Genomic DNA, 26,459 nt, shown 5'->3' with positions numbered 1-26,459 from the left:
GGTCCAGAACGGGGGAGTCCATGGCGTCCGGTGATCTCGAGGTGCCGCTGCTGCTGCGGGCGCCGGAGCGCGGAGCGGTCCGCTCCGGGCTGGCCGAGGCGCTGCGGGCGGCGGTGCTCGACGGGCGCTACGGGGCCGGCGACGCCATCCCGTCCAGCCGAGTGCTGGCGCAGCAGCTCGGGGTCTCGCGCGGGTCGGTCGTCGCCGCGGTGGACCAGCTGGTCGGCGAGGGCTACCTCGTGGCGCACCCGCGCGCAGCGGTGACGGTGGCGGCCGACGGGGTGGTCGTGCCGATCCGGTCCCGGGTCGAGCGGGCGGAGGCGGCGGTGATGCCGGCGACGGTCCGGCTGGATCTGAGGCCGGGGCGCCCGGACACGCGCGATCTGGACGGGCCGGAGTGGCGGGCCGCCTGGCGGCCGGCGCTCTCGGCTCCGCCCTCGGAGCTGCCGTCGGCAGCGGGGCACGCGGGTCTGCGGAGGCGGATCGCCGAGCAGCTGCGGCGCTCGCGCGGGATCGACGTCGAGGCGGAGGACGTCCTCGTGACGAGCGGGACCGCGGACGCCGTCGCGCTGCTGGTGCGGGCGGCGGTCGCCGCGCTCGGCCGTCCGGTGCGGGTGGCGGTGGAGGACCCGGGCTACCCGGCGGTGCGGCGGCGGCTGCGCGCGGAGGGCCACGAGCTCGTGGGGGTGCCGGTCGATGCGGACGGCATCGATCTAGACGCGCTCGCGACGAGCGGCGCGGACGTCGTGGTCGTCACGCCCTCGCACCAGTACCCGACCGGAGGGCGTCTGGCGCTCGCCGCCCGGCTCGAGCTGGTGCGCCGCGCGGCGACGGAGCGGCTGCTGGTGATCGAGGACGACTACGACAGCGAGTTCCGCTACGTCGGCGCACCGCTGCCGGCGCTCGCGTCGCTCGATGGCGGCGGGGGAGTGGCGCACGTCGGCTCGTTCTCGAAGACGGTGTCGCCGTGGCTGCGGGTGGCGTACCTGGCGCTGCCGCCGTCGTCGTGGCTGCACGGGGCGGTGCGGGAGGTCGACGCCGAGCGCGACGCCTCGGTCTCGGGCCCCACGCAGGAGGCGCTCGCCGCGTTCATGGCGGGCGGCGGCTTCCGGCGGCACCTCACCCGCTCGCGGCGCCGCTACGCGCACCGTCGCGGGCTGGTCCGCGACTTCTCCGAGGCGATCGACTGGGGCTCGGCGCGCGGACTCGACGGCGGGCTGCACGTCGTGCTCGGGCTGCCCGCGCCGCTCACGGCGAGGGCGGTGGTGGCGGCGCTCACGGCGGAGGGGCTCCTCGTCGCTCCGCTCGACGACTACGCCCTGGCCGACCGCGCGGAGGAGGAGGCGCTGGTCCTCGGCTACGGCAGCGCGAGCGATCTCGAGCTGACCGCCGCGCTGAGCACGATCGACCGCACCGTCCGTGCACTGCTCGGCGGCGGTCCCGCCGTCCGTGGTATCCCTGGAGGATGACCGCCGACTCCGCCCTGCACATCACCGACGACGCCGACGCCGACGCGCTGCTCACCCGCGACCCGCTCGCCCTGCTGATCGGCATGCTGCTGGATCAGCAGGTCGCGATGGAGACGGCGTTCTCGGGGCCGCTGAAGCTCGAGCAGCGCCTGGCCGAGGAGGGGTCGTCCTTCGACGCGGCGGCGATCGCGGACTTCGACGAGGACCGCTTCTCGGAGCTGTCCCGGACGCCCCCGGCGATCCACCGCTACCCGGCGAACATGGCCGGCCGGGTGCAGACCCTCTGCCGCGCGATCGTCGACGACTGGGACGGCGACGCCTCGGCCATCTGGACCCGCGACGACCCCGACGGCCGCGAGGTGCTCGCCCGTCTCAAGGCGCTGCCCGGCTTCGGCGACCAGAAGGCCCGCATCTTCGTCGCCCTGCTCGGCAAGCGCCGCGGCTTCGAGGGCGCGGGCTGGCGCGAGGCCGCCGGCGCCTACGGCGAGGAGGACTCGTTCCGCTCGGTCGCCGACATCGTCTCCCCCGAGTCCCTGACCAAGGTCCGCGCCACGAAGCAGGCCGCCAAGGCCGCCGCCAAGGCCAAGAAGTAGAACGCGCGCGGCTCGCGGCTCGTGCTGGTCGAGTAGCCGTGCCGCGGCGAAGCCGCTTTGTGTCTCCGTGGTGGGGGAGAGGACGCGGCTGCGCCCCGTCATGCTGGTCGAGTAGCCCCGCAGGGGCGTATCGAGACCCACCATCACCAGCAGGACGGGTCTGCAGACTCGCCTTCCGACGACGGTGGATCTCGATACGCCCGCTGCGCGGGCTACTCGATCAGCAGGGCTTTCCCCATACGAACCAGGTGATGTCTTCTCGGAGACCCGCGATCGTCTGGAGGCTGAATCTCGAGACGCGCCCTGAGGCCGCTACTCGATCAGCAGGGATGCGGCGGCTCCGCGCTCTGCTGCCGGGCTCGACCGGTGAGATCGAGGACTCGACGTGATGCAGCTGCTCTCCGTGCCGATCCCCGCGCCCCCTGGTCCGAACCGCTCGGCGTTGGTTACCATGTCGTGTCTCCTTCCGGATCTCGCGATCCGGTCGGATGACTTCACCGGGCCGGGTGGACACGACTGAACGGTCGTCGGACAGTGTCCTTTCAGGTCACGTCCCCCACCCGGTCCGGCCCTCCGATCCCTCTGGACGCAGAGCGGAGCAGCCGCGGGCGGCGGCGTATCGAGACAGGCGGGAGCGTGCCGTGCCGGTAGCGTGGCGTTGATGCTGCCGTTCGACACCGCACGACTCCGGTTCCGCGAGATGACCGCGGCGGACGTCGATCTCCTGGCCGGATTGCTCGGCGACGCGGAAGTGATGCGCTACTACCCGGCCTCGAAGACCCGCGCTGAGGCCGCCGACTGGATCGCCTGGAACCGGCGCAACTACGAGCGCGACGGCTTCGGGCTGTGGGTCATCGAGACCATGGACCGCGAGTTCGTGGGGGACTGTGGCCTGACCTGGCAGAGCGTCAACGGCGTCCCCGAGCTGGAGGTCGGCTACCACGTCCGCTCCTCCCTGCAGGGGCGGGGCTACGCCACGGAGGCCGCGGCCGCCTGTCTCGAGCTGGCTCGACGGTGCGGCCTCGCGGAACGCCTCGTGGCGATCATCCATCCCGAGAACAGCGCCTCCCAGCGCGTCGCCGAGAAGATCGGGCTCCGCATCGCCGGTGAGGACCGTTGTCATGATCTGCCGGTCAGGACCGTCCTTACGACGCCTCTCCGCGGTGTTCGATCTGCGCTCGATCGAGGCTGAGCCGGTTCGAGTGAGTGAGGAGCCGCGAAGCGGCACGGCGAGCCCCTGCATCGTTCGGTGGGTGGATCTCGATACGCGCCCTGCGGGCGCTACTCGATCAGCATGTTGCGGAGGCGGACGCTCAGCCCCCCCCCATGCTGGTCGAGTAGCCGCGCAGCGGCGTATCGAGACCCGGGGAACCGGATCGCCTCGGCGATCCCGCTCGGCGGAGGTCGAGATCAGAGGCGGTCGGCGAGGGCCGCGATGAGGGCCGCGCGGTCGTCGCGGAGGATCGAGGCGCCCGCGCCGGGGACCGTGCGGACCTCCGCACCGTGGTCGGCGAGGACGTCGCCGAGCGAGGAGTGGCCCAGCGGGTCCTCCGGCAGCACGGCGAGCGTCGGCACCGGGAAGGCGTCGGGCGCGTCGGCCGCTCCGCGCGCCGTCAGTCCGGCCGCGGACTCCGGGTCCCAGAGCGCGTGGGCCGAGACGTCGAGCTCGATCTGCTCGTCGGTCCAGATCGGGTGGCGGTGGCGCAGGTCGTCGGCGTCGCCTTTCTCGACGTGCGCGATCGAGCCGCCGCGGCGCAGGGCGCTGCCGAGCCCCTTCGCGTCGGAGAAGGCGGGGTCGAGCAGGATCAGCCGCTCGGCGCGGTACTCCGGGGCGAGCCGCGCGGCGACGACGGCGCCGAGGCCGTGCCCGATCACCAGGTCGGGCGACTGCAGCACCGAGGCGCGCACGTCCTCCGCCCAGTGGTCGACGGAGTAGGCGGGCGACTTCGGCGAGCCGCCGTGCCCCGCGAGGTCCGGCGCGACGACGCGGTAGCCGTGCTCGTGCAGCGTCGGCACCAGCGCGTACCAGACGCGCGAGTCCGTGCCGAGCCCGTGCAGCAGCAGGGCGACCTTCTCGCCGGTTCCGCCGTAGTCGCGCACGTGCAGCTCGAGCGGCTCGGCACCGGCCGCGAGCGCCTTCCGCTCCGCCTTGGTCGGGGGGAGCACGAAGGTGTTGCCGAACTCGCGCGGGGCCGGCCCGAAGGCGTCGCGCGCGCTCTGCACGACCTTGCGGCCGAGCATCGCGTTGCCGACCCCGCCCAGCGCGGCGCCGATCCCGAACGGCATCGCCCGCCCCAGCAGCCCCGCACCCTGCTGCGCGAGGAAGTGCTTCGCGAACGACTTCTTCGCCCGGTCGGCCAGCTCGCCCACGAGGAACGACGGCAGCCCCTTGGTCACCACCGAGCCCCAGTACTGGTTCATCCCGGCGCTGGTCCCGGTCGCGTGCCCGGCGACCTGGCGCACCAGCTCGCTGCCGGAGGAGCCCATCATCAGCGTGAGCACCAGGGCGCGGGCGCGGTCCGGGTCCTCGAGGCGGATGCCGTGCACCTCGGTGACCGACTGCGCGAAGAGGGCGCTCGCCTCGAGGAAGCCGATCGCACCGGCGCCGGAGAGCGCGACGGACGCGGCGGTGCCGATCCCGGGGACGACCGCGGTCGCTCCGATGGCCGCGCCACCGGCGGCGACGCTCGAGAGGTACTGGCGCTCGAGCGAGGTGATCAGCTGCTCGGGAGTCGCGTTCGGCCGGCGGCGCCGCAGCGCGCGGATGTTCGCGAGGACCGCGGGCCGCTGGACGGCGAGGACGCGGTCCAGGACCCGGGCCAGCTGCGCGTTCTCGACGTCGGCGGTGCCGGCCTGCTCGAGCTCGTCGCGGTCCTTGCGGTCCTTCTTCGAGGACATGTCTGCACTCCTGCGTCGTGAGGACCCGCGCGTCGCGCTGTCGCGGCGAGCACCGGGCCGTGCGGCTCGGACTGCCGGTCACTCCGCGGCGGGCTGCGCTTTCGGCGCGTAGTCCTCAGAATACCGGGCGAGAACCTGATCGATCGGTGCGTCGAGCACCAGCGCGCCCTTGTCCAGGTAGAGCCCGCGGGTGCAGAAGCGGCGGAGGTCGCGCTCGTTGTGCGAGACGAAGAAGAGCGTCCGGCCGGCCGCGAGCAGCTCCTCGATCCGGGCGTAGCACTTCTCGCGGAAGGCCTTGTCGCCCACCGCGAGCACCTCGTCGACCAGGATGATCGGCTCCTCGAGCCGCGACACCACCGAGAACGCGATCCGCACCTTCATCCCGCTGGAGAGGTGCTTGTACGGGGTGTCCAGGAAGTCGCCGATCTCGGCGAAGTCGATGATCGAGTCGAACCGGTCGTCGACCTCGCGCTTGGACATGCCGTGCAGCCCCGCGGTCAGGTAGACGTTCTCCCGGACGCTGAGGTCGGCGACGAAGCCGCCGGTGATCTCGATCAGCGGAGCGACCCCGCCGTGGACCTCGACCACGCCCTCGTCCGGCAGCACGACGCCGGCGACGAGCTTCAGCAGCGTCGACTTGCCCTGGCCGTTCCGGCCGACGACCCCGATCGCCTCGCCCGCGTGCACCCGGACGTCGAGGCCGCGCAGCGCCCAGAACTCGCCGGGCCGCGAGCGCCGCGTCCCGCGCGAGAAGAGGTCCTTGAAGGAGCGACGGCCGCGGCGGTTCCGCCGGAACCGGATCCCGAGGCCCCGGCACTCGATCACGACGGGGGCGTCGCCGGCGGGGCGCTCGTCAGCGGAGGACACGCTCACAGCTCCTTCAGCACCGCGCGCTCGGAGCGGCGGAAGACGATCAGGCCGAGGCCGAGCACGAGGAACGAGATCAGCACGGAGGTGAGGATGAGCGGCAGGTCGAGCTCGCTCGCGAAGAAGGTGGAGCGGTAGAGCGCGAAGATCCCGCTGAGCGGGTTGAGCGCGGCCCACGGCCGGATCGCGTCGGGCAGGTTCGCCGTCGAGTAGATGATCGGCGAGGCGTAGAAGAGGAAGCGCAGCACCAGCTTGATCGCGCGCTCGAGGTCGCGGAAGAAGACCACGAGCGGGGCGACCAGCAGGCCGACGCCGAGGGTGAGCACGCCCTGCAGCAGGATCGCGAGCGGGAAGAGCAGGATCGCCGGCGTCACTCCCGCGCCCGCGACGACCGCGAAGAGCACGAGCACCGGCAGACTTGCCACGAACTCGATGCCCTTGGAGAGCACGATCCGGCCGACCCAGATGGTGCGCGGGATCGACGTGGAGCGCACGAGCTTCGCCTCGCGGAGGAAGGCCCGCGTCGCATCCGACGTCGCCTGGTTGAACCACATCCACGGCAGCAGGCCCGCGAGCAGGAAGACGATGTACGGGTCCTCGCCGACGGTGCGCTGGAACACCACGGTGAAGACGAAGTAGTAGATGCCCGACATCACCAGCGGGTCGAGCACCGACCAGACGTAGCCGAGCGCGCTGGTGGCGTAGCGGACCGTGAGGTCGCGCTTGGTCAGCAGCCAGAGCGAGTGCCGATAGCGCCAGGCCCGCGAGCGGTGCGGGCGCAGGGCGGTCGCGCCGGCGTCGACGCGTGCGGGACTGCTCACGGCAGGCGACTCCTCTCGACCGGCTCGGATCGAGCCGGACGAGACGCGAGCCTCAGACGAAGAGGTTCGCCCGCTCGAGATCCTCGGCGAAGTCCACCTCGACGGCGTAGAGGTCGGAGATGTCCATCGGCTCGACGAGCAGTCTGTCCTGCTCGATCGCCAACTCTATTCCACGCTCGAAGTAGTCCTGGGCGTCGACCCGGGCCAGCTGGCGGATGAGCGCCGGCTTGTCCGCGGCCGAGACGTAGTTGATCCCGACGGCCTCGCCGAGACCGCCCTTGACGGTCTTGGACAGCTCGTCGATGTAGCCCTCGGCGCTGGTCGTGTACTTGACCTCCTCGTCGGACACCTTCGCGGTGTTGACGGTGACGAAGGAGACGTCCTTCGCGATGAGGTCCGCGGTGCGGTCGAGGATGCGCGGGTCGAAGACGACGTCGCCGTTCATCCAGAGCACGCCGCCCTGGCCGGAGGCCTGCAGCGCGCGGAGGAGGCTCTTCGAGGTGTTGGTCTGGTCGTACTGCTCGTTGTAGACGAACGTCGCCGAGGGGAACGCCTCGATGATGTGCTCGAGCTTGTAGCCGACGACGATGCTCACCGGCACCTTCGTGCCGAAGGCGTGGTGGATGTTGTCGAACTGCTGCTGCATGATCGTGCGGCCGTCGCTCAGCGGCGTCAGCGGCTTCGGCAGGGAGCGGCCGAGCCGGCTGCCCATGCCTGCGGCGAGGATGACGACGGAGGCGGGCACACCGGTGGAGCCGCCGGTGGGGGCGGTCGGGAAGGGCTTGCTCGTCATGTGTTCTCCTCGCGTCGATCGCCGCGGAGCGATGAGTTCACCGCCGCGTAGCGATCATTAACCGGCGTGCAGCGACCTGATCGCTTCCTGGGTCGACACTTAGTGTACAGTGCACGCCTTCGAAGGCCAGGGGTTGCCAGGAGCCGTGTCGGCGAGACGGATCGGACGCTCCTCTCCACAGGCCCCGGCGCGCCCCGTCCCCGTCCTGAGCGACTTGGTACCGTAGCCGGATGACGTCCGCGACGAACGCCGAGGAATCCGAGCGCGACGGCGCTCCGCCCGCCGAGTCGCCGACTCCCGCAGAATCTGTCGCGACGGAGACCGCTAATCCGGCCGCTCCCGCGCAGACGGCCGACCCCGCGCAGACGGCCGACCCCGCGCAGACGGCCGACCCCGCGCAGCAGCCCGAGACCGCCCAGCCCGCCGACCCCGAGCACCCCGTCGTCTTCGAGCTGCACGCCCTCACCCGCACCTTCGGGCGCACGGTGGCGGTCGACCGCATCGACCTCGCCGTCCGCGCCGGCACCTTCTACGGGATCATCGGCCCGAACGGCGCGGGCAAGACCACGACCCTGTCGATGATGACCGGCCTCCTCCGCCCCGACACCGGCCGCGTGCTCGTGCACGGCGTCGACGTCTGGAAGGACCCGCGCGCCGCGAAGCCGCTGATCGGCGTGCTGCCCGACCGCCTGCGCCTGTTCGACCGCCTCACCGGCGCGCAGTTCCTCTACTACTCCGCCGCGCTGCGCGGGATCGACCGGAAGACCGCCAAGCAGCGCACCGTGGAGCTCGCCGAGGCGCTCGGCCTGACCGACGCGCTCGAGCGGCTGATCTCCGACTACTCGGCCGGCATGGCCAAGAAGGTCGCGCTCGCCGGCGCCATGATCCACGCGCCCCGCGTCCTGGTGCTCGACGAGCCGTTCGAGTCGGTCGACCCGGTCTCCTCGGCCGCCGTGATCACCGTCCTGCGCCGCTTCGTCGCGGGCGGCGGCACGGTCGTGCTCTCCAGCCACGGCCTCGACTTCATCGAGCGCGTCTGCGACGACGTCGCCGTGATCGTGGGCGGCAAGGTCCTCGCCGCCGGGTCCGTCGAGGAGGTCGCGGGCACCGCGACGCTCGAGGAGCGCTTCCTCGAGCTCGCGGGCGGCAAGCAGATCGCCGAGGGGCTGCAGTGGCTGCACGACTTCTCCGGCTGAGGCTCGACGTCCTGCTCGGCGCCTTCCGCTCGGGCGCCCGGCACACGGGCGGCGCCCTGCTCGGAGTGCTCGTCGTCGTCGTGGCGACCGCCGCGCTCCTGGCAGGTCTCGGCACGCTCGAGCCCGGCTCCTGGCTCGCGGACGACGCCGTCGTCGCCGGGGGAGCGGTCGTCACGCTCGGCTTCCTGGTGCTCCCGTTCCTGCTCGGACCGAAGGATCCGATGGACCCGCGGGCGTTCCGGCTCTTCGGCATCCCGAGCGGCCGGCTCGCGGCCGCCCTCGCGCTGGCCGGGCTCGTCTCCCTCCCCGTGCTCGCGCTCGTCGTCCTCGGCGCGGCGACGATCCGGCTGTTCCCCGCCGCCGGCCTCCTGGCCGTGGTCGGTCCGCTGCTCGGCGTCCTCACCGCGGCGCTCCTGGGCCGGATCGGCCTCGCCGCCTCGTCGGCGCTGGTGCCCTCCCGTACGGCGCGGGAGCTGCTCGCGGTGCTCGGCCTCGTCCTCCTGCTCACCGCGCCGGTCGCGCTCGTGCTGACCACCGGACTCGACTGGGGCGGCGAGGGCTCCGAGGCGCTGGAGCGGCTCGCCGCCGTCCTCGCGCCGACCCCCTTCGGCGCCGCCTGGGCGATCGCGCCGAGCGCGGCCTCCGGGGCGGTCGCCGGCCCGCTGCTGACCGCGCTGCTCACCCTCGTCGTCGCCGGGGCGCTCTGGTGGCTGGTCGTCCGCGCGCTGACCGTCCGCCCCGAGCGCACCTCCCGGCCGCCGCGCGGACTCCGCCTGGGCTGGTTCGACGTCCTCGGCGGCAGCCGCACCGGTGCCATCGCCGCGCGCAGCACGACCTACTGGCTCCGGGACCCCCGCTACCAGGCGTCGCTCGTCGCGGTCCCGCTGCTCCCGGTGCTCGCCGTGGTGCTCCTGGCGCTGGTGGGAGTGCCGTTCCCGCTGCTCTCGCTGCTGCCCGTCCCGCTCGTCGCGCTGTTCCTCGGCTGGTTCCTGCACAACGACGTCGCCTACGACGGCTCGGCCTTCTGGCTGCACGCCGCCGCCGGGGTGCGCGGCTGGTCGGACCGGCTCGGCCGCGCCTTCCCGACGCTGCTGCTCGGCCTGCCGGTCGTCGTGCTCGGCTCGCTCGTCAGCAGCGCCACCTCCGGCCTCGACGATGCGCTGCCGGTCCTGCTCGCGGTGAACGCCGCGCTGCTCCTGGTGCCCGCGGGGGTCGCGAGCGCCCTCTCCGCGCGGCTCGCCTACCCGGCGCCGCGTCCCGGCGACAGCGCCTTCGTCCAGCCGCAGGCACCGGGAGCGAGCGGGGCCGGCTCGCAGGCGCTCGCCTTCGGCCTCGGGCTGCTTCTGTCAGCGCCGGCCGTCGTGCTGGCGGTGCAGACCCTGTTCTTCGAGGGCGACCGGGACCAGGCGATCCTCGCGGGCCTCGGCAGCGCGGTCGGCGTCTTCTTCCTCGGCGTGCTGCTCGGCGGCGTCCTCTTCGACCGCCGCGCGGCCGAGCTGGTCTCTTTCACCAGCCGCTACTGAGCCTCACGGAGCCCCGCCCGCTCCCGCGCTCCGAGCGTAGGATCGGAGGCATGACGTCCCGATTCGAGAACAGCAGCACCGACCCCCTCGAGGGAGGCGGAGGAACCGCCACCCTCGACCGCGAACTCGAGGAGCTCCTCAACCAGGAGACGATCGAGCCGGGCGACCACGAGCGCTTCTCCCACTACGTCCCGAAGGACAAGATCCTCGAGAGCGCGATGACCGGCAAGCCCGTCCGCGCCCTCTGCGGCAAGAAGTGGCTGCCGGGCCGCGACCCGGAGAAGTTCCCGGTCTGCCCCTCCTGCAAGGAGATCTACGCCCGGATGAAGTAGGGCGCGCGGCCCGGCCCCCTCGGGAGCCGGGCCGGTCCCGTTCTGGGACCGTTCCGCTCAGGGACCGGTCCGCTCAGGCGTAGCGGGTCGGGATCACCGGGTCGCCGCGGCCGAGACGCAGCGCGTCCTGCGGCAGCTCGAGCACGGCGTTCGCCCGGTGCTCGCGCGCAGTGACGACACCCGCCGCACCCAAGTACTCCTCGCGGATCCGGCCGTCCTCGATCAGCGGGACCAGCAGCGCGCGCTCGTCCTCGCCGACCGCGCCCTCGGGCCCGGCGCCCACGTGCACGACCTCCTCGACGGCGACGCCGTCCTCGGTCAGACGCCGCCCTGCGGACTTGCGTCCGCCGATGGAGGCCTTCGCCGCCGACTTCTTGGCGACCGAGACCCACTCGCCCGCGTCGTCCTCGTGCGCGACGAGTTTGTAGACCATGCCCGCGGTGGGGTGGCCGGAGCCGGTCGCGACCGAGGTGCCCACGCCGTAGGAGTCGACGGGGGAGGCGGCCAGCGCCGCGATGCCGTACTCGTCCAGGTCGTTGGTGACGGTGATCTTCGTGCCGGTGGCACCGAGCCCGTCCAGCTGGGCGCGGACCGCGGCGACCTGCTGGGGGAGGTCGCCCGAGTCGATTCGCACGGCGCCGAGCGAGGTGCCCGCGACGCGGACCGCGAGGTCCACGGCGGCGGTGACGTCGTAGGTGTCGACGAGGAGGGTCGTGCCCGGTCCGAGCGCGGCGACCTGCGCGCGGAAGGCGTCCTCCTCGGAGTCGTGCAGCAGCGTGAACGCGTGCGCGGAGGTGCCCATCGTCGGCACGCCCCAGCTGCGGCCCGCCTCGAGGTTCGAGGTCGCGCCGAAGCCCGCGATGTGCGCCGCGCGCGCAGCGGCGACCGCCGAGCGCTCGCCGGCCCGGCGCGAGCCCATCTCGGCCAGCGGCCGGCCGTCGGCGGCCGAGACCATCCGGGCCGCGGCGCTCGCCACGGCGCTGTCGTGGTTGAGCACGCTCAGCACCAGCGTCTCGAGCAGCACGCCCTCGGCGAAGGGCGCCTCGACGATCAGCACGGGAGAGCCGGGGAGGTAGACCTCGCCCTCGCGGTAGCCCCACATGTCGCCCTGGAAGCGGTAGTCGGCCAGCCAGTCCAGCGTGCGGGCGTCGACGACGCGGTTCTCCCGCAGCCAGTCGAGCTCGGCGTCGCCGAAGCGGAAGCGGGAGATCAGCTCGAGCAGGCGGCCGGTGCCGGCGAGGATCCCGTAGCGGCGGCCCGGCGGGAGGCTCCGCGCGAACACCTCGAACATGCAGCGCCGGTCGGCGGTGCCGCTGCCGAGAGCGCCCTCGACCATCGTCAGCTCGTAGCGGTCGGTGAGGAAGGCCGTCGCGTCCATCCGACCAGTGTTCCATGCACCGTTCCCCGCACGGGGCACCCTCCCCGGGCGCGGGTAGGCTCTTCCTCCGTGACGGACGCACCCCTCGGCATCTTCGACTCCGGCGTCGGCGGACTCACCGTCGCCCGCGCCGTGATCGACCAGCTGCAGAACGAGTCGATCGTCTACCTCGGCGACACCGCGCACTCGCCCTACGGGCCCAAGCCCCTCGCCGACGTCCGCGCCTACGCCCTGGACACCCTCGACACGCTGGTCGACCAGGGCGCGAAGCTGCTGGTGATCGCCTGCAACACCGCCTCGGCCGCGATGATGCGGGACGCGCGCGAGCGCTACACGATCGGCCGCGGCATCCCGGTGATCGAGGTCATCCAGCCCGCCGTCCGCAGCGCCGTCCGCGACACCCGCAACCGCAGGGTCGGCGTGATCGGGACCGTCGGCACGATCCGCTCGCGCGCCTACGACGACGCGTTCGTCGCCGCACCGGACCTCGAGCTGGTCACCGCCGCCTGCCCGCGCTTCGTCGAATTCGTCGAGGCCGGCGTCACCTGGAGCGACGAGCTGCTGGCGCTCGCCGAGGAGTACCTCGCGCCGATGAAGCAGGCGGGCGTCGACACCCTCGTGCTCGGCTGCACGCACTACCCGCTGCTGCGTGGCGCCATCGCCTACGTGATGGGCCCCGACGTCCGGCTGGTCTCGAGCGCCGAGGAGACCGCGCTCGACGTCTACCGCACACTGGTGGCGCACGGCCTGCAGCGCACCGCCGCCGCCCCGCCGACCTACCGCTGGGAGGAGACCGGATCGAGCGATTTCGTCCGCCTCGCCCGGCGCTTCCTCGGCCCCGAGGTCTCGAGCGTCGACCTCGTCGAGACCGGCACGATCAACCTGCGCGAGCTCGACCGGGCCGCGCGCCGCACGACTCCAGGGAGACCCGAGTGACCGACAGCACCGCCGCCCAGCCCGCCGCCGCCCAGCCCACCGTCAAGCGCAAGGACGGCCGCGCGCCCGACGAGCTGCGCGCGATCACCATCGAGCGCGGCTGGAGCACCCAGGCCGAGGGCTCCGCGCTGATCTCCTACGGGAACACCAAGGTGCTCTGCACGGCGTCCTTCACCAACGGCGTCCCGCGCTGGCTGCAGGGCAAGGGCAAGGGCTGGGTCACCGCGGAGTACGCGATGCTGCCCCGCGCCACCAACTCCCGGATGGACCGCGAGGCCGTCAAGGGCAAGGTCGGCGGGCGCACCCACGAGATCTCCCGGCTGATCGGCCGCAGCCTGCGCGCCGTCGTCGACACCAAGGCCCTCGGCGAGAACACGATCGTGATCGACTGCGACGTCCTCCAGGCCGACGGCGGCACCCGCACCGCGGCGATCACCGGCGCCTACGTGGCGATGGTCGACGCGATCGAGTGGGCCCGCGGCAAGAAGTACGTCGGCCAGAAGGCGCAACCGCTGATCGACAGCCTGTCGGCCGTCTCCGTCGGCATCATCGACGGCGTCCCGATGCTCGACCTGGCCTACGTCGAGGACGTGCGCGCGGAGACCGACATGAACGTCGTCGTCACCGGCCGCGGCCTCTTCGTCGAGGTGCAGGGCACCGCCGAGGGCGCCCCCTTCGACCGCCGCGAGCTCGACGCGCTGCTCGACCTCGCGGTCGGCGGCGCGGCCGACCTGGCCCGCTTCCAGACCGAGGCGCTCGCCGCGGGGCAGGACGCGTGAGCCTCGACCTCGTTCTCGCCACCCACAACGCGGGCAAGGTCGAGGAGTTCCGGGCGATGCTGGCCGGCGCGGTGCCGGGCGTCGGCGTCCGCGCCTACGACGGGCCGGAGCCGGTCGAGGACGGCGTCTCCTTCACCGAGAACGCGCTGATCAAGGCGCGGGCCGCGGCGGCGCACACCGGCCTCGTCTCGCTCGCCGACGACTCCGGCCTCTGCGTCGACGTGCTCGGCGGCTCGCCCGGAATCTTCTCGGCCCGCTGGTCGGGACGCCCGCACGACGCGGTCGCCAACTACGAGCTGCTGCTCGCGCAGCTGGCCGATGTGAAGCCGGAGCACCGCGGCGCGCACTTCGTCTGCACGATCGCGCTGGTCGTCCCCGAGTCGGTCCTGCCCGGCGGCCGCGAGATCGTGGTCGAGGGCCGCTGGGACGGCGCCATCGCCGCCGGCCCGCGCGGCACCAACGGCCACGGCTACGACCCGGTCTTCGTCCCTGCCGGCTCGGCCCTCTCGGCCGCCGAGATCGCCCCCGCCGAGAAGAACGCCCGCAGCCACCGCGCCCGGGCCTTCACGGCCCTCCGAGCCGAGCTGACCGCCCTGGCGACCACCCTCTCCTGATCGGGGGGCGCAGCCTCCCGACCGCGAGATGCCACTTGTGCACGCGACACGCCGTGTCGAGCGTGCACAAGTGGCATCTCGCGGAAGGGGTCAGTGCTTGCGGTGCTTGTCGTCGACGGCGGTGGGGTCGAGGACGAGGGCGCTCGCCTCCGACGCGTCGGTCTCCTTGTCGGCCGCGAGGCGGGCCTTGCGGCGCTGCTGGAGCAGGTGGAACACCGTCGGGATGATCGCGAGGGCCACGGCGCCGATCAGGATCACGTCGATGTAGTGCGAGACGAAGTCGGCGACGGGCGGGATGAAGGCGAGGAGCCAGCCGATCAGCGTCACGCCGCTGCCCCAGATCAGGGCGCCGATGGCGTTGTAGAGGCTGTACTTGCGGTAGTTCATGTGGGCGACGCCGGCGGCGATCGGCGCGAAGGTGCGGACGATCGGCACGAATCGCGCGAGGATCACCGCGAGGCCGCCGAAGCGCTCGAAGAAGGCGTTGGTGCGCTTGACGTTCTCGATGCTGAAGAGGCCCGACTCCTTGCGCTCGAAGATGCGCGGGCCGGCCTTGTGCCCGATCAGGTAGCCGACCTCGCCGCCGAGGAACGCCGAGAAGCCGACCGCGAGGCAGATCAGCCAGATCGGGACGCCCAGCCCGCCGTTGGAGGCGTTCTCGTGAGCCAGCAGGCCCGTGATGATCAGCAGGGTGTCGCCGGGGAAGAGGAAGCCGATCAGCAGGCCGGTCTCGGCGAAGACGATCAGGCAGACGACCAGCACGCCCCACGGACCGAACGAGGTGAGGATCGTCTCCGGGTCCAGCCAGGGGATCAGGGCGGCGTGGTTCAACGGTTCTCCAGTCGATCAGTGCCGTGCGGCCGGCCGACGCCGCAGCCGATCCTCGGTCTGCGGCGGCTCGACCGCGCTCACTGTACCGGCGAAACCGGGAAGACGGCCGGGGCGGCCCCCGAAGGTGGCGTGCCACGCCGGTCACTCCGAGCGCCCCTGGTGCGGAAGGTGGGACTCGAACCCACATGCCTCTCGGCACAGGAACCTAAATCCTGCGTGTCTGCCATTCCACCACTCCCGCGTGCGCGCTCCAGTGTAGGAGGGGAGCGCGAGCAGGGGCCCGCGCGGAGACCGCGTGGCCGCCAGGCGTGCTGCGGGTCAGGTGCGCGGGCGCCGGTAAGGCAGGTACCGCGGGATCCAGCGCGAGAGCGCAGCGGCACCGGCCAGCCCGAGCACGCCCATCGCTCCCGCAGCGAACGGCAGCGAGACCGCCGCGGTCAGCGCGGACACCGCGATCGGCGCCGCGGCGTTGCCCGCGTCGCCGGTGAAGCGGAACGCCCCGAGGAAGGGCGCCGGATCCTTCGGCGGTGCGAGATCCGCGGCGATCGTCATCAGGATGCCCGAGCCGATCCCGTTCGCCACCGCGAGGACGCAGGCCACCGCGATGAACCAGGGCACCGGATCGGCGGCGAGGAGTGTCGCCACCAGCAGAAGGTGCCCGACCCCGAGGCCGATCATCGACGGGATCGCCGTGGCGCCGCGGCCGAAGCGGTCCATCACCTGTCCGCCCGCGTAGAAGAGGGCGAAGTCGAGGGCCCCGGCGATGCCGATGATGATCGCCGTGTCGGTCTCGGCGAGGCCGAGGCTGACCGCCCAGAGCGGGAGGATCAGCGTCCGGCTCGCGCGCAGGGCGCCGATCACGGCGGCGCCGGAGCCCATCCGCGCGAGCACGCCGCGGTGCGAGCGGAGGGTGCGGACCAGGCCGGGGGAGGACTCCGGCACGGCCGCGGCCTCGGCGGCGGCGTCGAGTGCGGGGTCGGCGGCGGCGGAGGCGGCCGCCGCGCGGCGCAGCACCGTCGCCGGGTCGGGCACCAGCAGCAGCACGACCACCGCGGCCACGCAGCAGGCGATGTGCACCCAGAAGATCGACTCGACCGAGCCGCTGAGGTGCACGACCCCCGCCGCGAGGAACGGACCGATCAGCCAGCCCGCGCGGAACACCCCCGCGAGCGAGGACAGCGCCCGGGCCCGGTGGCTGATCGGCACGAACGAGGTCATGAAGGCGTGCCGGGCGAGCGCGAAGACCGCCGTCGCGAGGCCGATCAGGAAGACGCCCACGGTCAGCGTCACCCACGAGGTGGAGACGAGGCAGATCACCAGGCCGAGGATCGAGGCGGCCGAGGCGCCGAGCATCGCGCCGCGCTCGCCGATCCGCGAGACGATCCAGCCGCTCGGGATGTCGCCCGCGAGCTCGCCGATCATGATCATTCCCGCGACGAGGCCGGCGATCGCCAGCGTCGCCCCGAGGTCGCCGGCGACGGCGGGGAGGAGGGGGATGATCGCGCCCTCGCCGACCGAGAAGAGCAGCGTCGGCAGGAAGGTCGAGAGCAGGAGGGGCCCGACGGGGAAGGGGCGCTCGGCGGTGCTGCTCACCAGCCCCATCCTAAGCGCCGCCCGGGCGGCCGCCCGCGGTGACCCCCGGCGCCCCCGGTAGTCTGGAGCCACCATGCTGGACAACGACTTCACCGAGCAGATCACTGCTCTCCGCTCCACCTTCTCCGACATCCTCGCCGTCATCGACGTCGACGAGCTCCGCGCGAAGATCGAGGAGCTGAACGAGCAGGCGGGCGTCCCCGACCTCTGGGACGACACCGACAACGCGCAGAAGGTGACCAGCGCGCTGAGCCACCGCCAGTCCGAGCTCGCCCGGATCACCGCGATCGAGCGGCGCCTGGACGACCTCGAGGTCCTGGTCGAGATGGCCAACGAGGCCGACGACGCCGAGTCCGAGCAGGAGGCGATCGCCGAGCTCGACGCCCTGCAGAAGACCATGGGCGAGCTCGAGGTGCAGACCCTCCTCGACGGCGAGTACGACGACCGCCCCGCCGTCATCACCATCCGCGCGGGAGCCGGCGGTGTCGACGCCTCCGACTTCGCCGAGATGCTGATGCGGATGTACCTCCGCTGGGCCGAGAAGCACAAGTACCCCGCGACCGTGATGGACGCGAGCTACGCGGAGGAGGCCGGCATCAAGTCCGCCACCTTCCAGATCGACGCGCCCTACGCCTTCGGCACCCTCTCCGTCGAGGCCGGCACCCACCGCCTCGTGCGGATGAGCCCCTTCGGCGCCGCGGGCAAGCGCCAGACGTCCTTCGCCGCGGTCGAGGTCATCCCGCTGATGGAGGAGGCCGGCGCGATCGAGATCCCGGACAACGACATCCGCGTCGACGTCTTCCGCTCCTCCGGCCCCGGCGGCCAGTCGGTCAACACGACCGACTCCGCGGTGCGCCTGACCCACCTCCCCACCGGCCTCGTCGTCTCGATGCAGAACGAGAAGAGCCAGATCCAAAACCGCGCGGCCGCCATGCGCGTGCTGCAGTCGCGCCTGCTGCTGCTGCAGAAGGAGCAGGAGGCCGCGACCAAGAAGGAGCTGGCCGGCAACATCACCGCGAGCTGGGGCGACCAGATGCGCAGCTACGTCCTCGCGCCGTACCAGATGGTCAAGGACCTCCGCACCGACCACGAGGTCGGCAACCCCTCGCACGTCTTCGACGGCGACCTCGACGGCTTCATCGCCGCCGGCATCCGCTGGCGCAAGTCCGCCTGACCCGGAGGGCGCCGAAGGCGGCGACGAGCGGTCAGCTCGGCGCGCCGGGCGGCCGGACGGGTCACTCTCCGGAATCGTCGCTTACCCTCGTACCGACATGATTCGCTTCGACAACGTCTCCAAGCAGTATCGGGGTGGCACGAGACCCGCCCTCAACGCCATCGATCTCGAGATCCTCCGGGGCGAGTTCGTCTTCCTCGTCGGCGCCTCCGGGTCCGGCAAGTCCAGCTGCCTCCGCCTGATCCTCAAGGAGGAGCGGCCCTCCTCCGGCTCGATCCACGTTCTCGGGCAGAACCTGGGCAAGATCTCGAGCCGCAAGGTCCCCTACTTCCGCCGCAACATGGGCGTGGTGTTCCAGGACTTCCGGCTCCTCCCGAACAAGTCGGTCTTCGACAACGTCGCCTTCAGCCTCCAGGTGATCGGCAAGTCGAAGGGCTACATCCAGGAGGCGGTCCCCGACACGCTCAAGATGGTGGGCCTCGCCGGCAAGGCCGCGCGCCTGCCGCACGAGCTCTCCGGCGGCGAGCAGCAGCGCGTCGCCATCGCCCGCGCCGTGGTCAACAAGCCCGCGGTCCTCCTCGCCGACGAGCCGACCGGAAACCTCGACCCGACGACCAGCGCCGGCATCATGGCGCTGCTCGAGCGGATCAACGCCGGTGGCACGACCGTGATCATGGCCACCCACGAGGCCGGCATCGTCGACCAGATGAAGCGCCGCGTCATCGAGCTCTCGGCGGGCAGCATCGTCCGCGACGAGAGCCGGGGCGGCTACGGCCAGACGGAGAGCATCACCGTCGTGCACGACGGCGTCGTGGTCGTCGCGGCCGACGACCACCCGACCACCACGTCCTCGATCGCCGTCCCCGTGATCACCGAGAGTGCGCTCGCGCCCGCCGAGGTCCCGGAGGTCGACCTGCGCCGCGCGCCGGCGCCCACCGCCGCCGCTCCGGAGCTCCCCGAGCACGGCGCCGCGTTCGCGCGCCCGCGCCTGCAGCAGACCGCGCCGCAGCCCCGCGTCCCGGAGGGCCGCCGCTCGGCCGCCGCCCCCGAGACCCATGTCGCTCCGGCGCGCCCCACCACCCGGTCGAACCCGGTCGTCCCGCCGCCGCCCCCCGCCCCGACCGAGGCGCCCGCCTCGCCGCGCGTGGTCGAGCTGCAGAGCCAGACCGGCCCGATCTACCTCCCCGCCGACACCGGGGCCCTCCCCGAGGAGTCGCTCGCGGCCCGCCTCGGGCTGCGCGCCCACGCGGGCGAGGGCGACGAGTCCGGGGACGACCAGCAGGATGTAGGACCCGTCAAGTGAGATACGCACTGATCTGGTCGGAGGTCTCCAGCGGCCTCCGGCGCAACGTCTCCATGGTCGTCTCGGTGATCCTGGTGACCTTCATCTCGCTCACCTTCGTCGGCACCGCGATCCTGCTGCAGATGCAGATCGGCCAGATGAAGAACTTCTGGTACGACAAGGCCCAGGTCGCGGTGTACATGTGCACCGCCACCTCCGGCGGCGCCAACTGCAGCGGCTCCGACGCGACGCAGGAGCAGATCGACACCGTCGAGTCGCAGCTCGCGGGCGCGACGCTCGCCCCGTACATCGACCGCTCCTACTTCGAGGACCACGACCAGGCCTACGCGAACTTCCAGGAGCAGTTCGCCGGGAACCCGGTCGCCGAGTACGTCACGCCCGACCTGCTCAACCAGACCTTCTGGATCAACCTGAAGGACCCGACACAGTCGGACGTGCTCGTGGAGAGCCTGTCCAGCGTCTCGGGGGTCGAGAGCGTCACGGACCAGAAGCAGTACCTCGACCAGATCTTCTCGATCCTCAACGCGGCCAGCTACACGGCCATCGGCATCGCGGTGCTGATGCTCGTGGCGGCGGTGCTGCTGATCGCGACGACGATCCGATTGTCGGCGTTCTCGAGGAGACGGGAGCTGGGCATCATGCGGCTCGTGGGCGCCTCGAACCGGTTCATCCAGACCCCCTTCATCCTCGAGGGCGTGTTCGCGGCGCTGCTCGGCTCGATCCTCGCGGGGGTCGCGGTCGTGGCGATCGTGGTCTTCTTCGTGCAGGGGTTCCTCGCGTACCGGATCCCGCTGACGTCGTTCGTGGGCGTCGACGACGCGCTGATCGTGGTGCCGATCCTGATCGTGGTGGGGATCGTCCTGGCGGCGATCTCGGCGAACGTGGCGATCGCGCGGTACCTGCGGGTCTAGACTGCCCGGCGCTCTCGGCCGCGTGCGGCCGTATACTGGTGGGCTGCCCCGATCGGGGCGGCCCACCATCGCTCTCGGACCGAAGGAGCAGCCGTGCCCAGGGAACAGGGACAGAAGGTCGTCGCGACCAATCGCAAGGCGCGCCACGACTACCTCATCGAGGACACCTACGAGGCGGGACTCGTGCTCTCGGGCACCGAGGTCAAGTCGCTCCGCAACGGCCGCGCGTCGCTGGTCGACGGCTATGCCTTCGTCGACGGCGGTGAGGCGTGGCTCGACGCCGTGCACATCAACGAGTGGGCCCAGGGCACCTGGACGAACCACCCGCCGCGCCGGAAGCGCAAGCTGCTGCTGCACAAGGCGCAGATCCTCAAGATCCACAACAAGGTGAAGGAGGGCGGGTACACGCTGATCCCGCTCTCGCTCTACTTCAGCGACGGCAAGGCCAAGGTCGAGCTCGCGGTCGCGAAGGGCAAGAAGGACTACGACAAGCGCCAGGTGCTCCGCGAGCGCCAGGACCGCCGCGAGGCCGACCGCGCCATGTCCACCCGCCGCCGCATGGGCGAGTAGGCCGTCCGCGCCGATGTCCCGCAAGCGGGGGAGGCGCGCGCTCCGGTCCTGAGAGACTGAAGGACGTGACCTCTCCCGACAGTGCCCCCGACGCGCCGCCCACTGCCGCGGAGGAGAGGACGCGCTGGCGGGCCTTCGCGGTCGCGGTGTCGGTCGCCGCCTTCACGATCCTCGACCTCTCGAAGGTCAACGTCGGGCTGCCCTCGATCGAGAAGTCGCTCTCGGCCGATCCGAGCCAGCTGCAGCTGATCGTCGCCGGCTACGCGCTCGCGTTCGGTCTCTCGCTCGTTCCCTCCGGACGGCTCGGCGACATCAAGTCGCGGCGCCTGCTGTTCCTCGTCGGTCTCACCGCATTCACGCTCGCGAGCCTGCTCTGCGCCGTCGCGCCGACGATCGAGCTCCTCGTCGTCGCCCGCTTCGTCCAGGGCATCGCCGCCGGCATCCAGATGCCGCAGGTGCTCGGCCTGGTGCAGCAGCTGTTCACCGGGGCTGCACGGGCCCGCGCCTTCGGCGTCTTCGGCGCCGTGATCGGCCTCTCCACGGCGTTCGGGCCGACCCTGGGCGGCCTGCTCATCGCGATCGGTGGCGAGCAGGACGGCTGGCGGCTGCTGTTCTGGATGAACATCCCGCTCGGCATCGCCGCGCTGGTCTTCGCCTGGAAGCTGCTGCCGAAGGTGCAGCGCACACCGCAGGGCGACACCTCGCTCGACCCGGTCGGCCTGCTGCTGCTGGGCGTGACGATCTTCGCCTTCATGCTGCCGTTCCTGCTGACCACCGGTGCCTCGACGGACTCGCCGTTCCGCTGGTTCTGGCTGCTGCTGGCGGTCGTCGCCGCGTACGCCTTCGTGAAGTGGGAGGCGCACTACGCCGCGAAGGACCGCACCCCGGTCATCGACTTCCGGATCTTCCGCACCAGCTCGTACCGCAACGGGATCCTGGTCGCGACCTCCTACTTCGCGGCCATCCCGGCGACCTTCCTGCTGACGACGCTCTTCCTCCAGCAGGGCCTCGGCCTCGCGCCGGTGTTCGCGGGAATGGTCAGCATCCCGTTCGCGCTGACCTCGGCGGTGACCGCCTGGTACGGCGGCAAGCTCGTCCAGCGCTACGGGCGCGCGCTCGTCGTGCTGGGCATCGTGCTCGTCGTCATCGGCTTCACGCTGGTGCTGCTGGCGGCCGAGCTGCTGCCGGCCGAGACGGCCGCCTACGGGATGGGCGCGGCGATGCTCGTCGCCGGCGCGGGCGGCGGCTTCGTCGTCTCGCCGAACCAGACGCTGACGCTCGCCGAGATCTCGCCCGAGCAGGGCGGCGTGGCGGGCTCGGTCGGCCAGCTCGGTCAGCGCGTCGGCACCGCGGTCGGCACGGCCTGCGCCTCGGCGATCTTCTTCGCCACCCTCGCCAGCGAGGCGGGGATGGCGGAGGGGCTCGACCGGTACCACGACGCCTTCCGCAACGGCTACTTCGTCACCCTCGGGCTGATCGCACTCGCCCTCGTGCTCGGACTGCTCGATCTGCGCCGTCGACGGGTCACCGCCCGCGCGACGAGGTAGACTCTTCTCTCGTAACTCCACAGTGTGCGACGACGACCCACTCCACCCGGCCCAGTGTCGGCCAAGGCTCAGTGCCGGTGAGTGCTCGCGGGGATGATCGGTTTCGACATTGCCTGCGAAACTGCGAGAAGCGGGTCGAGGATTCAGGGTTATCTCGTTAACGATCTCTGAAAAACACAGGTGCCGAACAGAAGCGCACCGACTTCGCTCTCGCTGCCTAAGCCAGAGTAGATAGTCCGTCAGCCCGTGGGTGCGTCCTCGCCCCGGATCCTGGCGTCATCTAGAGGACTTGCTGCGTCGTTACGCCTGAGGGCGACGCGGGACTTGCACTCGGGCTGGGCCCGTCGACCGATGCGCCAGTGGTAACGGTCGGGGCCGAGTAGAACGCTCTCACTGGCTACACCCGTAGAAGGCGCAGAATCACAGCGATGGACGGGGGTTCGATTCCCCCCATCTCCACCACCGGTCGTCGTCGCACACAGGAGCTGCCGCTCCGAGCCGCTGCCGCTCCGAGCCGTCACTCCGGACGCACGTCCAGCTGGCGGACGCGGCCGTAGAGGGTCAGCAGCGCGAGGCGCTCGTCGTCGTCGCGCTCCGCGCCGTTCTCCGGACCCTGGAGCGTCTCGGGAGGCGTCCACGCGCGGTAGAGGTTCTCGGGCGTGACGACCGTCGCCATCGCTCCCTCCGGGTAGTGCGCGTGGGCATCGAGGGGCAGCTCGGCGAATCCGCTCGGGAGCATCCGCGCGAGTGCCTGCGTGAGCGGTGCGAGGCGCTCGGCGCGCTCGTCGTCGACGGTCAGCGTCACCGCGTTCATCGCCGCGAGAGCGGCAGCCAGGTGCTCGACGGCATGGTCGTCCGCGCACTCCTCCGTGACCAGGAGGGCGACGACGCCGCGGGGCTTCAGCCAGCCCAGCACGGCCTCCTCGGCGCCGCCGTGCACCGACACGACCCGGTCCGAGGTCAGCGCGTAGTCGTGGATCAGCCGGGACCAGCGCCGGACGGAGTCCTCGGCCGAGTCCGCCAGCGTCTCCGCCGCCGAGAGCAGCGCGCACTGCTGCTGCAGCCGGGTGAAGAGGCTGTCCGCCGGCCGGAGCTCGTGCTCCGCCGTCGCCGAGCGCTCCGGCTCCGCGCTCTCCGGAACGTCTCCTGCGTGCTCGTGCATCTTCGACTCCTGCAGCGCTTCGCGGCACCCCCGAGCCGTTCGCCGATCGTGTGTGATCGTCCTCCCACAGTGCGCGTGCGCCGCGAACCTGTCAATCGAGGCGCGGAGGGGATTGACCCGGACGGCGGGCGTCCGGGCTGGTCGTCAGCGCGCGGCGCCGAAGAGGCTGCCCGTGGTCTCGCCGGTCGCAGGGTCGAAGACGGCGCAGAGCACGGCGCGGTCGCCGTGGCGCCAGCTGACCTCGGACGGGACGAAGCTGCGGTACTCGAGGGCGGAGTCGCCGTAGGCGATGCCCATCACCGCGCTGAACTCGGGCTCGCAGCCGGCGTCCGCCTGCGCCAGCAGGGTGTTGCGGCTGGTGTAGTCGTCGCCGGGCTGCGCGAAGACGTGGAAGACCTCGAGGTCGTGGCTGTCCGCGCAGGGGACGGCCTCGAAGTCGGCGACGCGGTCGTCGTCCGGCTCCCGGAGGCAGTCGCCCTTCGCCACCGAGAAGGCGTCGACGACGCCCGCGGTGGTGACCGTGCCGCCCTCGTCGCGGAGCGCTGCCGGATCGTCGGAGCCGACGACGGACGAGCACGCCGCGAGCGGGAGCACGGCGGTGAGGAGTGCCGCCGCGAGGAGCGCCGAGCGCCGGCTCATCGGCGGGCGGCGATCGCGAGGACCTCGTCGTGCAGGAGGCCGTTGGTCGCGACGGCGCTGCCGTGCCAGGGGCCGTCCTCGCCGTCGGCGGAGGTGAAGCGGCCGCCCGCCTCCTGGACGATCGGGACCAGGGCGGCGAGGTCGTAGGGCTTCACGTCGAACTCGCCCGCGCCGTCGATGAGGCCCTCGGCGACCAGCATGTAGGGCCAGGCGTCGCCGTAGGCCCGGTCGCGCCAGACCGTGCGCGCGAGCTCCAGCAGCTGCTCGAGCCGGCCGGCGCCGTCCCACTGCTGGATGCTGTTGTAGCTGAAGGTGGCGTCGGCGAGGGACGCGACGCCGGAGACCTGGAGCCGGCGCGGCTCCTCGGCGGCCGGGGCGACCAGGACGCCGCGCAGGCCGTCCGGCAGGTCGAGGCTGCCCAGGGGAGCGCGGCTCTCGTCCACCCAGGCGCCGGCGCCCCGGGAGGCCCACCAGCGCTTGCCGAGGGCGGGCGCCGAAACGACGCCGACCACCGGGACGCCGTCGATCGCCAGCGCGATCAGGGTCGCCCAGATCGGGACGCCGCGGACGAAGTGCGCCGTGCCGTCGATCGGGTCGAGGATCCACTGGCGAGAGGCCTCGCCGGAGGTGCCGAACTCCTCGCCGAGGATCGCGTCGTCGGGGCGCTCGGCGGCGAGGAGCGAGCGGATCGCCTCCTCGACGGCGCGGTCCGCGTCCGAGACGGGCGTGCTGTCGGGCTTGGTGTCCACGACGAGGTCGAGGGCGAGGAAGCGCTCGCGCGAGATCGCGTCGGCGGCGTCGGCGAGGCGGAGGGCGAGGCGGAGGTCGTCGTCGAGGGTCACGCGTCCACGATACTGAGCGCCCCTGGCGGAGGGGCGCACTGCATGCTGGTCGAGTAGCGCCCAACGCGTATCGAGACCCGCCCCTCGGAGCACGGTGGATCTCGATACGCCCGTTGCGCGGGCTACTCGATCAGCATGGCGCGAGTGTCGATTTGACGAAACGGGGGTGGGCGCTGGTAATGTGATCCCTCGGTTCGGCACGCACGATTCGCCGGTCGCCACGCACCTCTAGCTCAATCGGCAGAGCAACTGACTCTTAATCAGTGGGTTCTCGGTTCAAGTCCGAGGGGGTGCACCACATCGAGACGCCCGCCACTCCGGCGGGCGTTTCGTCGTTTCCGGAGCGTCCGACGTCGTCGCGCTCCGCCTGGGCATCCCCGCAACGTGCGGCGTCGCCCCGTGCGCTCCCCGCCGTGTCCGTGGGAGGCTGCCCTCTTCGTCCGATCCGCTCGATGGTGCGCGCCCCTTCCCCCATTCGAAAGGACCGCCGTGCCCGAAGACGCCCTGCAAGAAGTCGGCTCCATCGCCCTCGCCGTGCTGATCGCCGTCGTGATCGCCGTCGTCGTGACCGCGGTCGTGGCGCTGATCATCCGCTCGATCGGCAAGCGCAAGACGTGGGCCCGGCTGCTGATCCGCCGGGTGCGCATCCCGTTCCGCGTGCTGCTGCTCACGATCGCCGTCTGGGCCGCGCTCGCCGCCACCGTCTCCGGTGACACCTGGCCGGGGCTCGTCGACCGGATCTTCCAGATCGCCACGATCGGCGCCGCCGCCTGGCTGGTCGGTGCGACCTTCGTCTTCCTCGAGGACCTGGGCGCCGAGCGCTACCGCACCGACACCGCCGACAACCGGCGGGCCCGCCGCCTGCGCACGCAGATGACGATCATCCGGCGGGTGGCCGTCGCGGCCGTCGTCGTGATCGCGATCGGCGCCTCGCTCCTGACCTTCCCCGAGGCACGGACGGCCGGGGCGTCCCTGCTGGCCTCGGCCGGTGTGCTCTCGATCGTCGCCGGTCTCGCCGCGCAGTCGAGCCTGACCAACATCTTCGCGGGGATGCAGCTCGCCTTCAGCGATGCGATCCGACTGGACGACGTGGTCATCGTCGAGAACGAGTGGGGCCGGATCGAGGAGATCACCCTGACCTACGTGGTCGTCCACCTCTGGGACGACCGCCGCCTGGTGCTGCCGACCAACTACTTCACCACCCAGCCCTTCCAGAACTGGACCCGCACCGGCTCCGAGCTGCTCGGCGCCGTCGAGCTCGATCTGGACTGGCGCGTGCGCCCCGACGAGATGCGCACCGAGCTGCACCGGATCCTCGAGGAGACCGACCTCTGGGACCAGCGGGTCAGCGTCCTGCAGGTCACCGACGCGGTCGGCGGCTACGTCCGGATCCGCGTGCTCGTCACCGCGAAGGACGCTCCGACGCTCTTCGACCTGCGCTGCTACGTCCGCGAGGGGCTGGTGAGCTGGCTGCACGAGAGCGACCCGATCGCCCTGCCGCGCCAGCGCGTCGAGATGCAGCACGAGGAGGCGGGTACCGCCCCCGCACCGCGCAGCCGCACGAAGTCGGCGCCGGACAACCTGTTCTCGGGCGACCAGCAGTCGAACGAGCGCGGTGCGCTCTTCACCGGGTTGATCGACCTGCGCGAGACGACGGACCGTGACGGCCGTCGGCACGACTGACCGCG

25 protein-coding genes, 2 tRNA genes and 1 other RNA gene are annotated in these 26,459 nt (G+C 72.0%); 17 read left to right on the top strand and 11 right to left on the bottom strand.

What is annotated here, in order from left to right; translation table 11 throughout:
- The first annotated feature begins 20 nt into the window (after window positions 1–20).
- From EDF22_RS11520 to EDF22_RS11510, 3 genes are all read left to right on the top strand, one after another.
- Window positions 21–1,469, top strand: a complete 1,449-nt coding sequence (locus EDF22_RS11520) for a PLP-dependent aminotransferase family protein (protein WP_185038873.1) — start codon at window positions 21–23, stop codon at window positions 1,467–1,469.
- Window positions 1,466–2,062, top strand: coding sequence for an HhH-GPD-type base excision DNA repair protein (locus tag EDF22_RS11515; protein ID WP_123705085.1), 597 nt, complete (start codon window positions 1,466–1,468; stop codon window positions 2,060–2,062). Before EDF22_RS11520 ends, EDF22_RS11515 begins: the two co-directional genes overlap by 4 nt.
- A gap of 661 nt (window positions 2,063–2,723) precedes the next feature.
- Entirely contained in the window at window positions 2,724–3,254 is a 531-nt protein-coding gene (locus tag EDF22_RS11510; RefSeq protein ID WP_123705586.1) for a GNAT family N-acetyltransferase, read from the top strand.
- Between the two features lie 218 nt (window positions 3,255–3,472).
- Here the strand turns inward: EDF22_RS11510 and EDF22_RS11505 are convergent, their stop codons facing one another.
- From EDF22_RS11505 to EDF22_RS11490, 4 genes are all read right to left on the bottom strand, one after another.
- Complete coding sequence (locus EDF22_RS11505; protein ID WP_123705084.1) at window positions 3,473–4,960, bottom strand: alpha/beta fold hydrolase; 1,488 nt, start codon at window positions 4,958–4,960, stop codon at window positions 3,473–3,475.
- Window positions 4,961–5,038: 78 nt separating this feature from the next.
- On the bottom strand, window positions 5,039–5,827 hold the full coding sequence (locus EDF22_RS11500; protein ID WP_397460157.1) for an ABC transporter ATP-binding protein: 789 nt from the start codon (window positions 5,825–5,827) through the stop codon (window positions 5,039–5,041).
- 2 nt (window positions 5,828–5,829) lie between these two features.
- Entirely contained in the window at window positions 5,830–6,648 is an 819-nt protein-coding gene (locus tag EDF22_RS11495; protein ID WP_397459915.1) for an ABC transporter permease, read from the bottom strand.
- Window positions 6,649–6,700: 52 nt separating this feature from the next.
- Complete coding sequence (locus EDF22_RS11490; RefSeq protein WP_123705583.1) at window positions 6,701–7,393, bottom strand: NTP transferase domain-containing protein; 693 nt, start codon at window positions 7,391–7,393, stop codon at window positions 6,701–6,703.
- Window positions 7,394–7,671: 278 nt separating this feature from the next.
- On the opposite strand from EDF22_RS11490, the gene EDF22_RS11485 reads away from it, so the two are divergent.
- The 3 genes from EDF22_RS11485 to EDF22_RS11475 are packed head-to-tail and all read left to right on the top strand — an operon-like array spanning window position 7,672 to window position 10,492.
- The gene (locus tag EDF22_RS11485; protein ID WP_123705083.1) at window positions 7,672–8,637 is read left to right on the top strand and encodes an ABC transporter ATP-binding protein; all 966 of its coding nucleotides are present in this window, start codon (window positions 7,672–7,674) and stop codon (window positions 8,635–8,637) included.
- Window positions 8,613–10,160 carry an ABC transporter permease gene (locus EDF22_RS11480; protein ID WP_123705082.1) on the top strand — a complete coding sequence of 516 codons (1,548 nt, stop codon included), beginning with the start codon at window positions 8,613–8,615 and terminating at the stop codon, window positions 10,158–10,160. Before EDF22_RS11485 ends, EDF22_RS11480 begins: the two co-directional genes overlap by 25 nt.
- Before the next feature lie 50 nt (window positions 10,161–10,210).
- The gene (locus tag EDF22_RS11475; RefSeq protein WP_123448008.1) at window positions 10,211–10,492 is read left to right on the top strand and encodes a DUF3039 domain-containing protein; all 282 of its coding nucleotides are present in this window, start codon (window positions 10,211–10,213) and stop codon (window positions 10,490–10,492) included.
- Window positions 10,493–10,565: 73 nt separating this feature from the next.
- Here EDF22_RS11475 and EDF22_RS11470 read toward each other — a convergent pair whose 3' ends face one another.
- Window positions 10,566–11,870: a nicotinate phosphoribosyltransferase gene (locus EDF22_RS11470; protein WP_123705081.1), complete on the bottom strand. Its 1,305-nt coding sequence runs from the start codon at window positions 11,868–11,870 to the stop codon at window positions 10,566–10,568.
- A 69-nt stretch (window positions 11,871–11,939) separates the two neighbouring features.
- Here EDF22_RS11470 and murI point away from each other — a divergent pair, with 69 nt between their 5' ends.
- The 3 genes from murI to rdgB are packed head-to-tail and all read left to right on the top strand — an operon-like array spanning window position 11,940 to window position 14,199.
- Entirely contained in the window at window positions 11,940–12,806 is an 867-nt protein-coding gene (gene murI / locus EDF22_RS11465; RefSeq protein WP_123705080.1) for a glutamate racemase, read from the top strand.
- Window positions 12,803–13,585, top strand: a complete 783-nt coding sequence (rph, locus tag EDF22_RS11460; protein ID WP_123705079.1) for a ribonuclease PH — start codon at window positions 12,803–12,805, stop codon at window positions 13,583–13,585. Before murI ends, rph begins: the two co-directional genes overlap by 4 nt.
- Window positions 13,582–14,199 (top strand): RdgB/HAM1 family non-canonical purine NTP pyrophosphatase, encoded by a 618-nt coding sequence (gene rdgB / locus EDF22_RS11455; protein WP_123705078.1) that lies wholly within the window; start codon window positions 13,582–13,584, stop codon window positions 14,197–14,199. Before rph ends, rdgB begins: the two co-directional genes overlap by 4 nt.
- Window positions 14,200–14,289: 90 nt before the next feature.
- On the opposite strand, the gene EDF22_RS11450 is transcribed toward rdgB, so the two are convergent.
- The 3 genes from EDF22_RS11450 to EDF22_RS11440 all read right to left on the bottom strand — a co-directional run bounded on the left by EDF22_RS11450 (window position 14,290) and on the right by EDF22_RS11440 (window position 16,623).
- Entirely contained in the window at window positions 14,290–15,030 is a 741-nt protein-coding gene (locus EDF22_RS11450; protein WP_123705077.1) for a DedA family protein, read from the bottom strand.
- Window positions 15,031–15,187: 157 nt separating this feature from the next.
- A tRNA-Leu gene (locus EDF22_RS11445) sits at window positions 15,188–15,271 on the bottom strand.
- A 77-nt stretch (window positions 15,272–15,348) separates the two neighbouring features.
- Window positions 15,349–16,623, bottom strand: coding sequence for an MFS transporter (locus EDF22_RS11440; RefSeq protein WP_260303427.1), 1,275 nt, complete (start codon window positions 16,621–16,623; stop codon window positions 15,349–15,351).
- Window positions 16,624–16,696: 73 nt separating this feature from the next.
- Here EDF22_RS11440 and prfB point away from each other — a divergent pair, with 73 nt between their 5' ends.
- The 6 genes from prfB to ssrA all read left to right on the top strand — a co-directional run bounded on the left by prfB (window position 16,697) and on the right by ssrA (window position 22,590).
- Window positions 16,697–17,797 carry a peptide chain release factor 2 gene (gene prfB / locus EDF22_RS11435; protein ID WP_123705075.1) on the top strand — a complete coding sequence of 367 codons (1,101 nt, stop codon included), beginning with the start codon at window positions 16,697–16,699 and terminating at the stop codon, window positions 17,795–17,797.
- Window positions 17,798–17,894: 97 nt separating this feature from the next.
- On the top strand, window positions 17,895–19,100 hold the full coding sequence (gene ftsE / locus EDF22_RS11430) for a cell division ATP-binding protein FtsE (protein WP_123705074.1): 1,206 nt from the start codon (window positions 17,895–17,897) through the stop codon (window positions 19,098–19,100).
- Window positions 19,097–20,011, top strand: coding sequence for a permease-like cell division protein FtsX (ftsX, locus tag EDF22_RS11425; protein WP_123447997.1), 915 nt, complete (start codon window positions 19,097–19,099; stop codon window positions 20,009–20,011). The genes ftsE and ftsX overlap by 4 nt, the downstream gene beginning before the upstream one ends.
- Window positions 20,012–20,104: 93 nt before the next feature.
- The gene (gene smpB, locus EDF22_RS11420) at window positions 20,105–20,581 is read left to right on the top strand and encodes an SsrA-binding protein SmpB (RefSeq protein WP_123447996.1); all 477 of its coding nucleotides are present in this window, start codon (window positions 20,105–20,107) and stop codon (window positions 20,579–20,581) included.
- A 65-nt stretch (window positions 20,582–20,646) separates the two neighbouring features.
- Window positions 20,647–22,128 carry an MFS transporter gene (locus EDF22_RS11415; RefSeq protein WP_311316356.1) on the top strand — a complete coding sequence of 494 codons (1,482 nt, stop codon included), beginning with the start codon at window positions 20,647–20,649 and terminating at the stop codon, window positions 22,126–22,128.
- Between the two features lie 89 nt (window positions 22,129–22,217).
- Window positions 22,218–22,590: a transfer-messenger RNA gene (ssrA, locus tag EDF22_RS11410) on the top strand.
- Window positions 22,591–22,645: 55 nt separating this feature from the next.
- On the opposite strand, the gene EDF22_RS11405 is transcribed toward ssrA, so the two are convergent.
- From EDF22_RS11405 to EDF22_RS11395, 3 genes are all read right to left on the bottom strand, one after another.
- Complete coding sequence (locus EDF22_RS11405; protein ID WP_123705073.1) at window positions 22,646–23,290, bottom strand: hypothetical protein; 645 nt, start codon at window positions 23,288–23,290, stop codon at window positions 22,646–22,648.
- 144 nt (window positions 23,291–23,434) lie between these two features.
- Window positions 23,435–23,929 carry a septum formation family protein gene (locus EDF22_RS11400; protein WP_123705072.1) on the bottom strand — a complete coding sequence of 165 codons (495 nt, stop codon included), beginning with the start codon at window positions 23,927–23,929 and terminating at the stop codon, window positions 23,435–23,437.
- Complete coding sequence (locus tag EDF22_RS11395) at window positions 23,926–24,771, bottom strand: inositol monophosphatase family protein (RefSeq protein WP_123705071.1); 846 nt, start codon at window positions 24,769–24,771, stop codon at window positions 23,926–23,928. Before EDF22_RS11395 ends, EDF22_RS11400 begins: the two co-directional genes overlap by 4 nt.
- Window positions 24,772–24,993: 222 nt before the next feature.
- Between EDF22_RS11395 and EDF22_RS11390 the strand changes: the two genes are divergently transcribed.
- Window positions 24,994–25,069 (top strand) — tRNA-Lys (locus tag EDF22_RS11390).
- 191 nt (window positions 25,070–25,260) lie between these two features.
- Window positions 25,261–26,454, top strand: a complete 1,194-nt coding sequence (locus EDF22_RS11385; RefSeq protein WP_123705070.1) for a mechanosensitive ion channel family protein — start codon at window positions 25,261–25,263, stop codon at window positions 26,452–26,454.
- Window positions 26,455–26,459 lie beyond the last annotated feature (5 nt).

The organism is Rathayibacter sp. PhB127 (genome assembly GCF_003751665.1).
GTDB lineage: Bacteria > Actinomycetota > Actinomycetes > Actinomycetales > Microbacteriaceae > Rathayibacter > Rathayibacter festucae.
The sequence above is the reverse complement of the archived record's forward strand: the minus strand, read 5'-3'. Positions and strand labels throughout refer to the sequence as shown.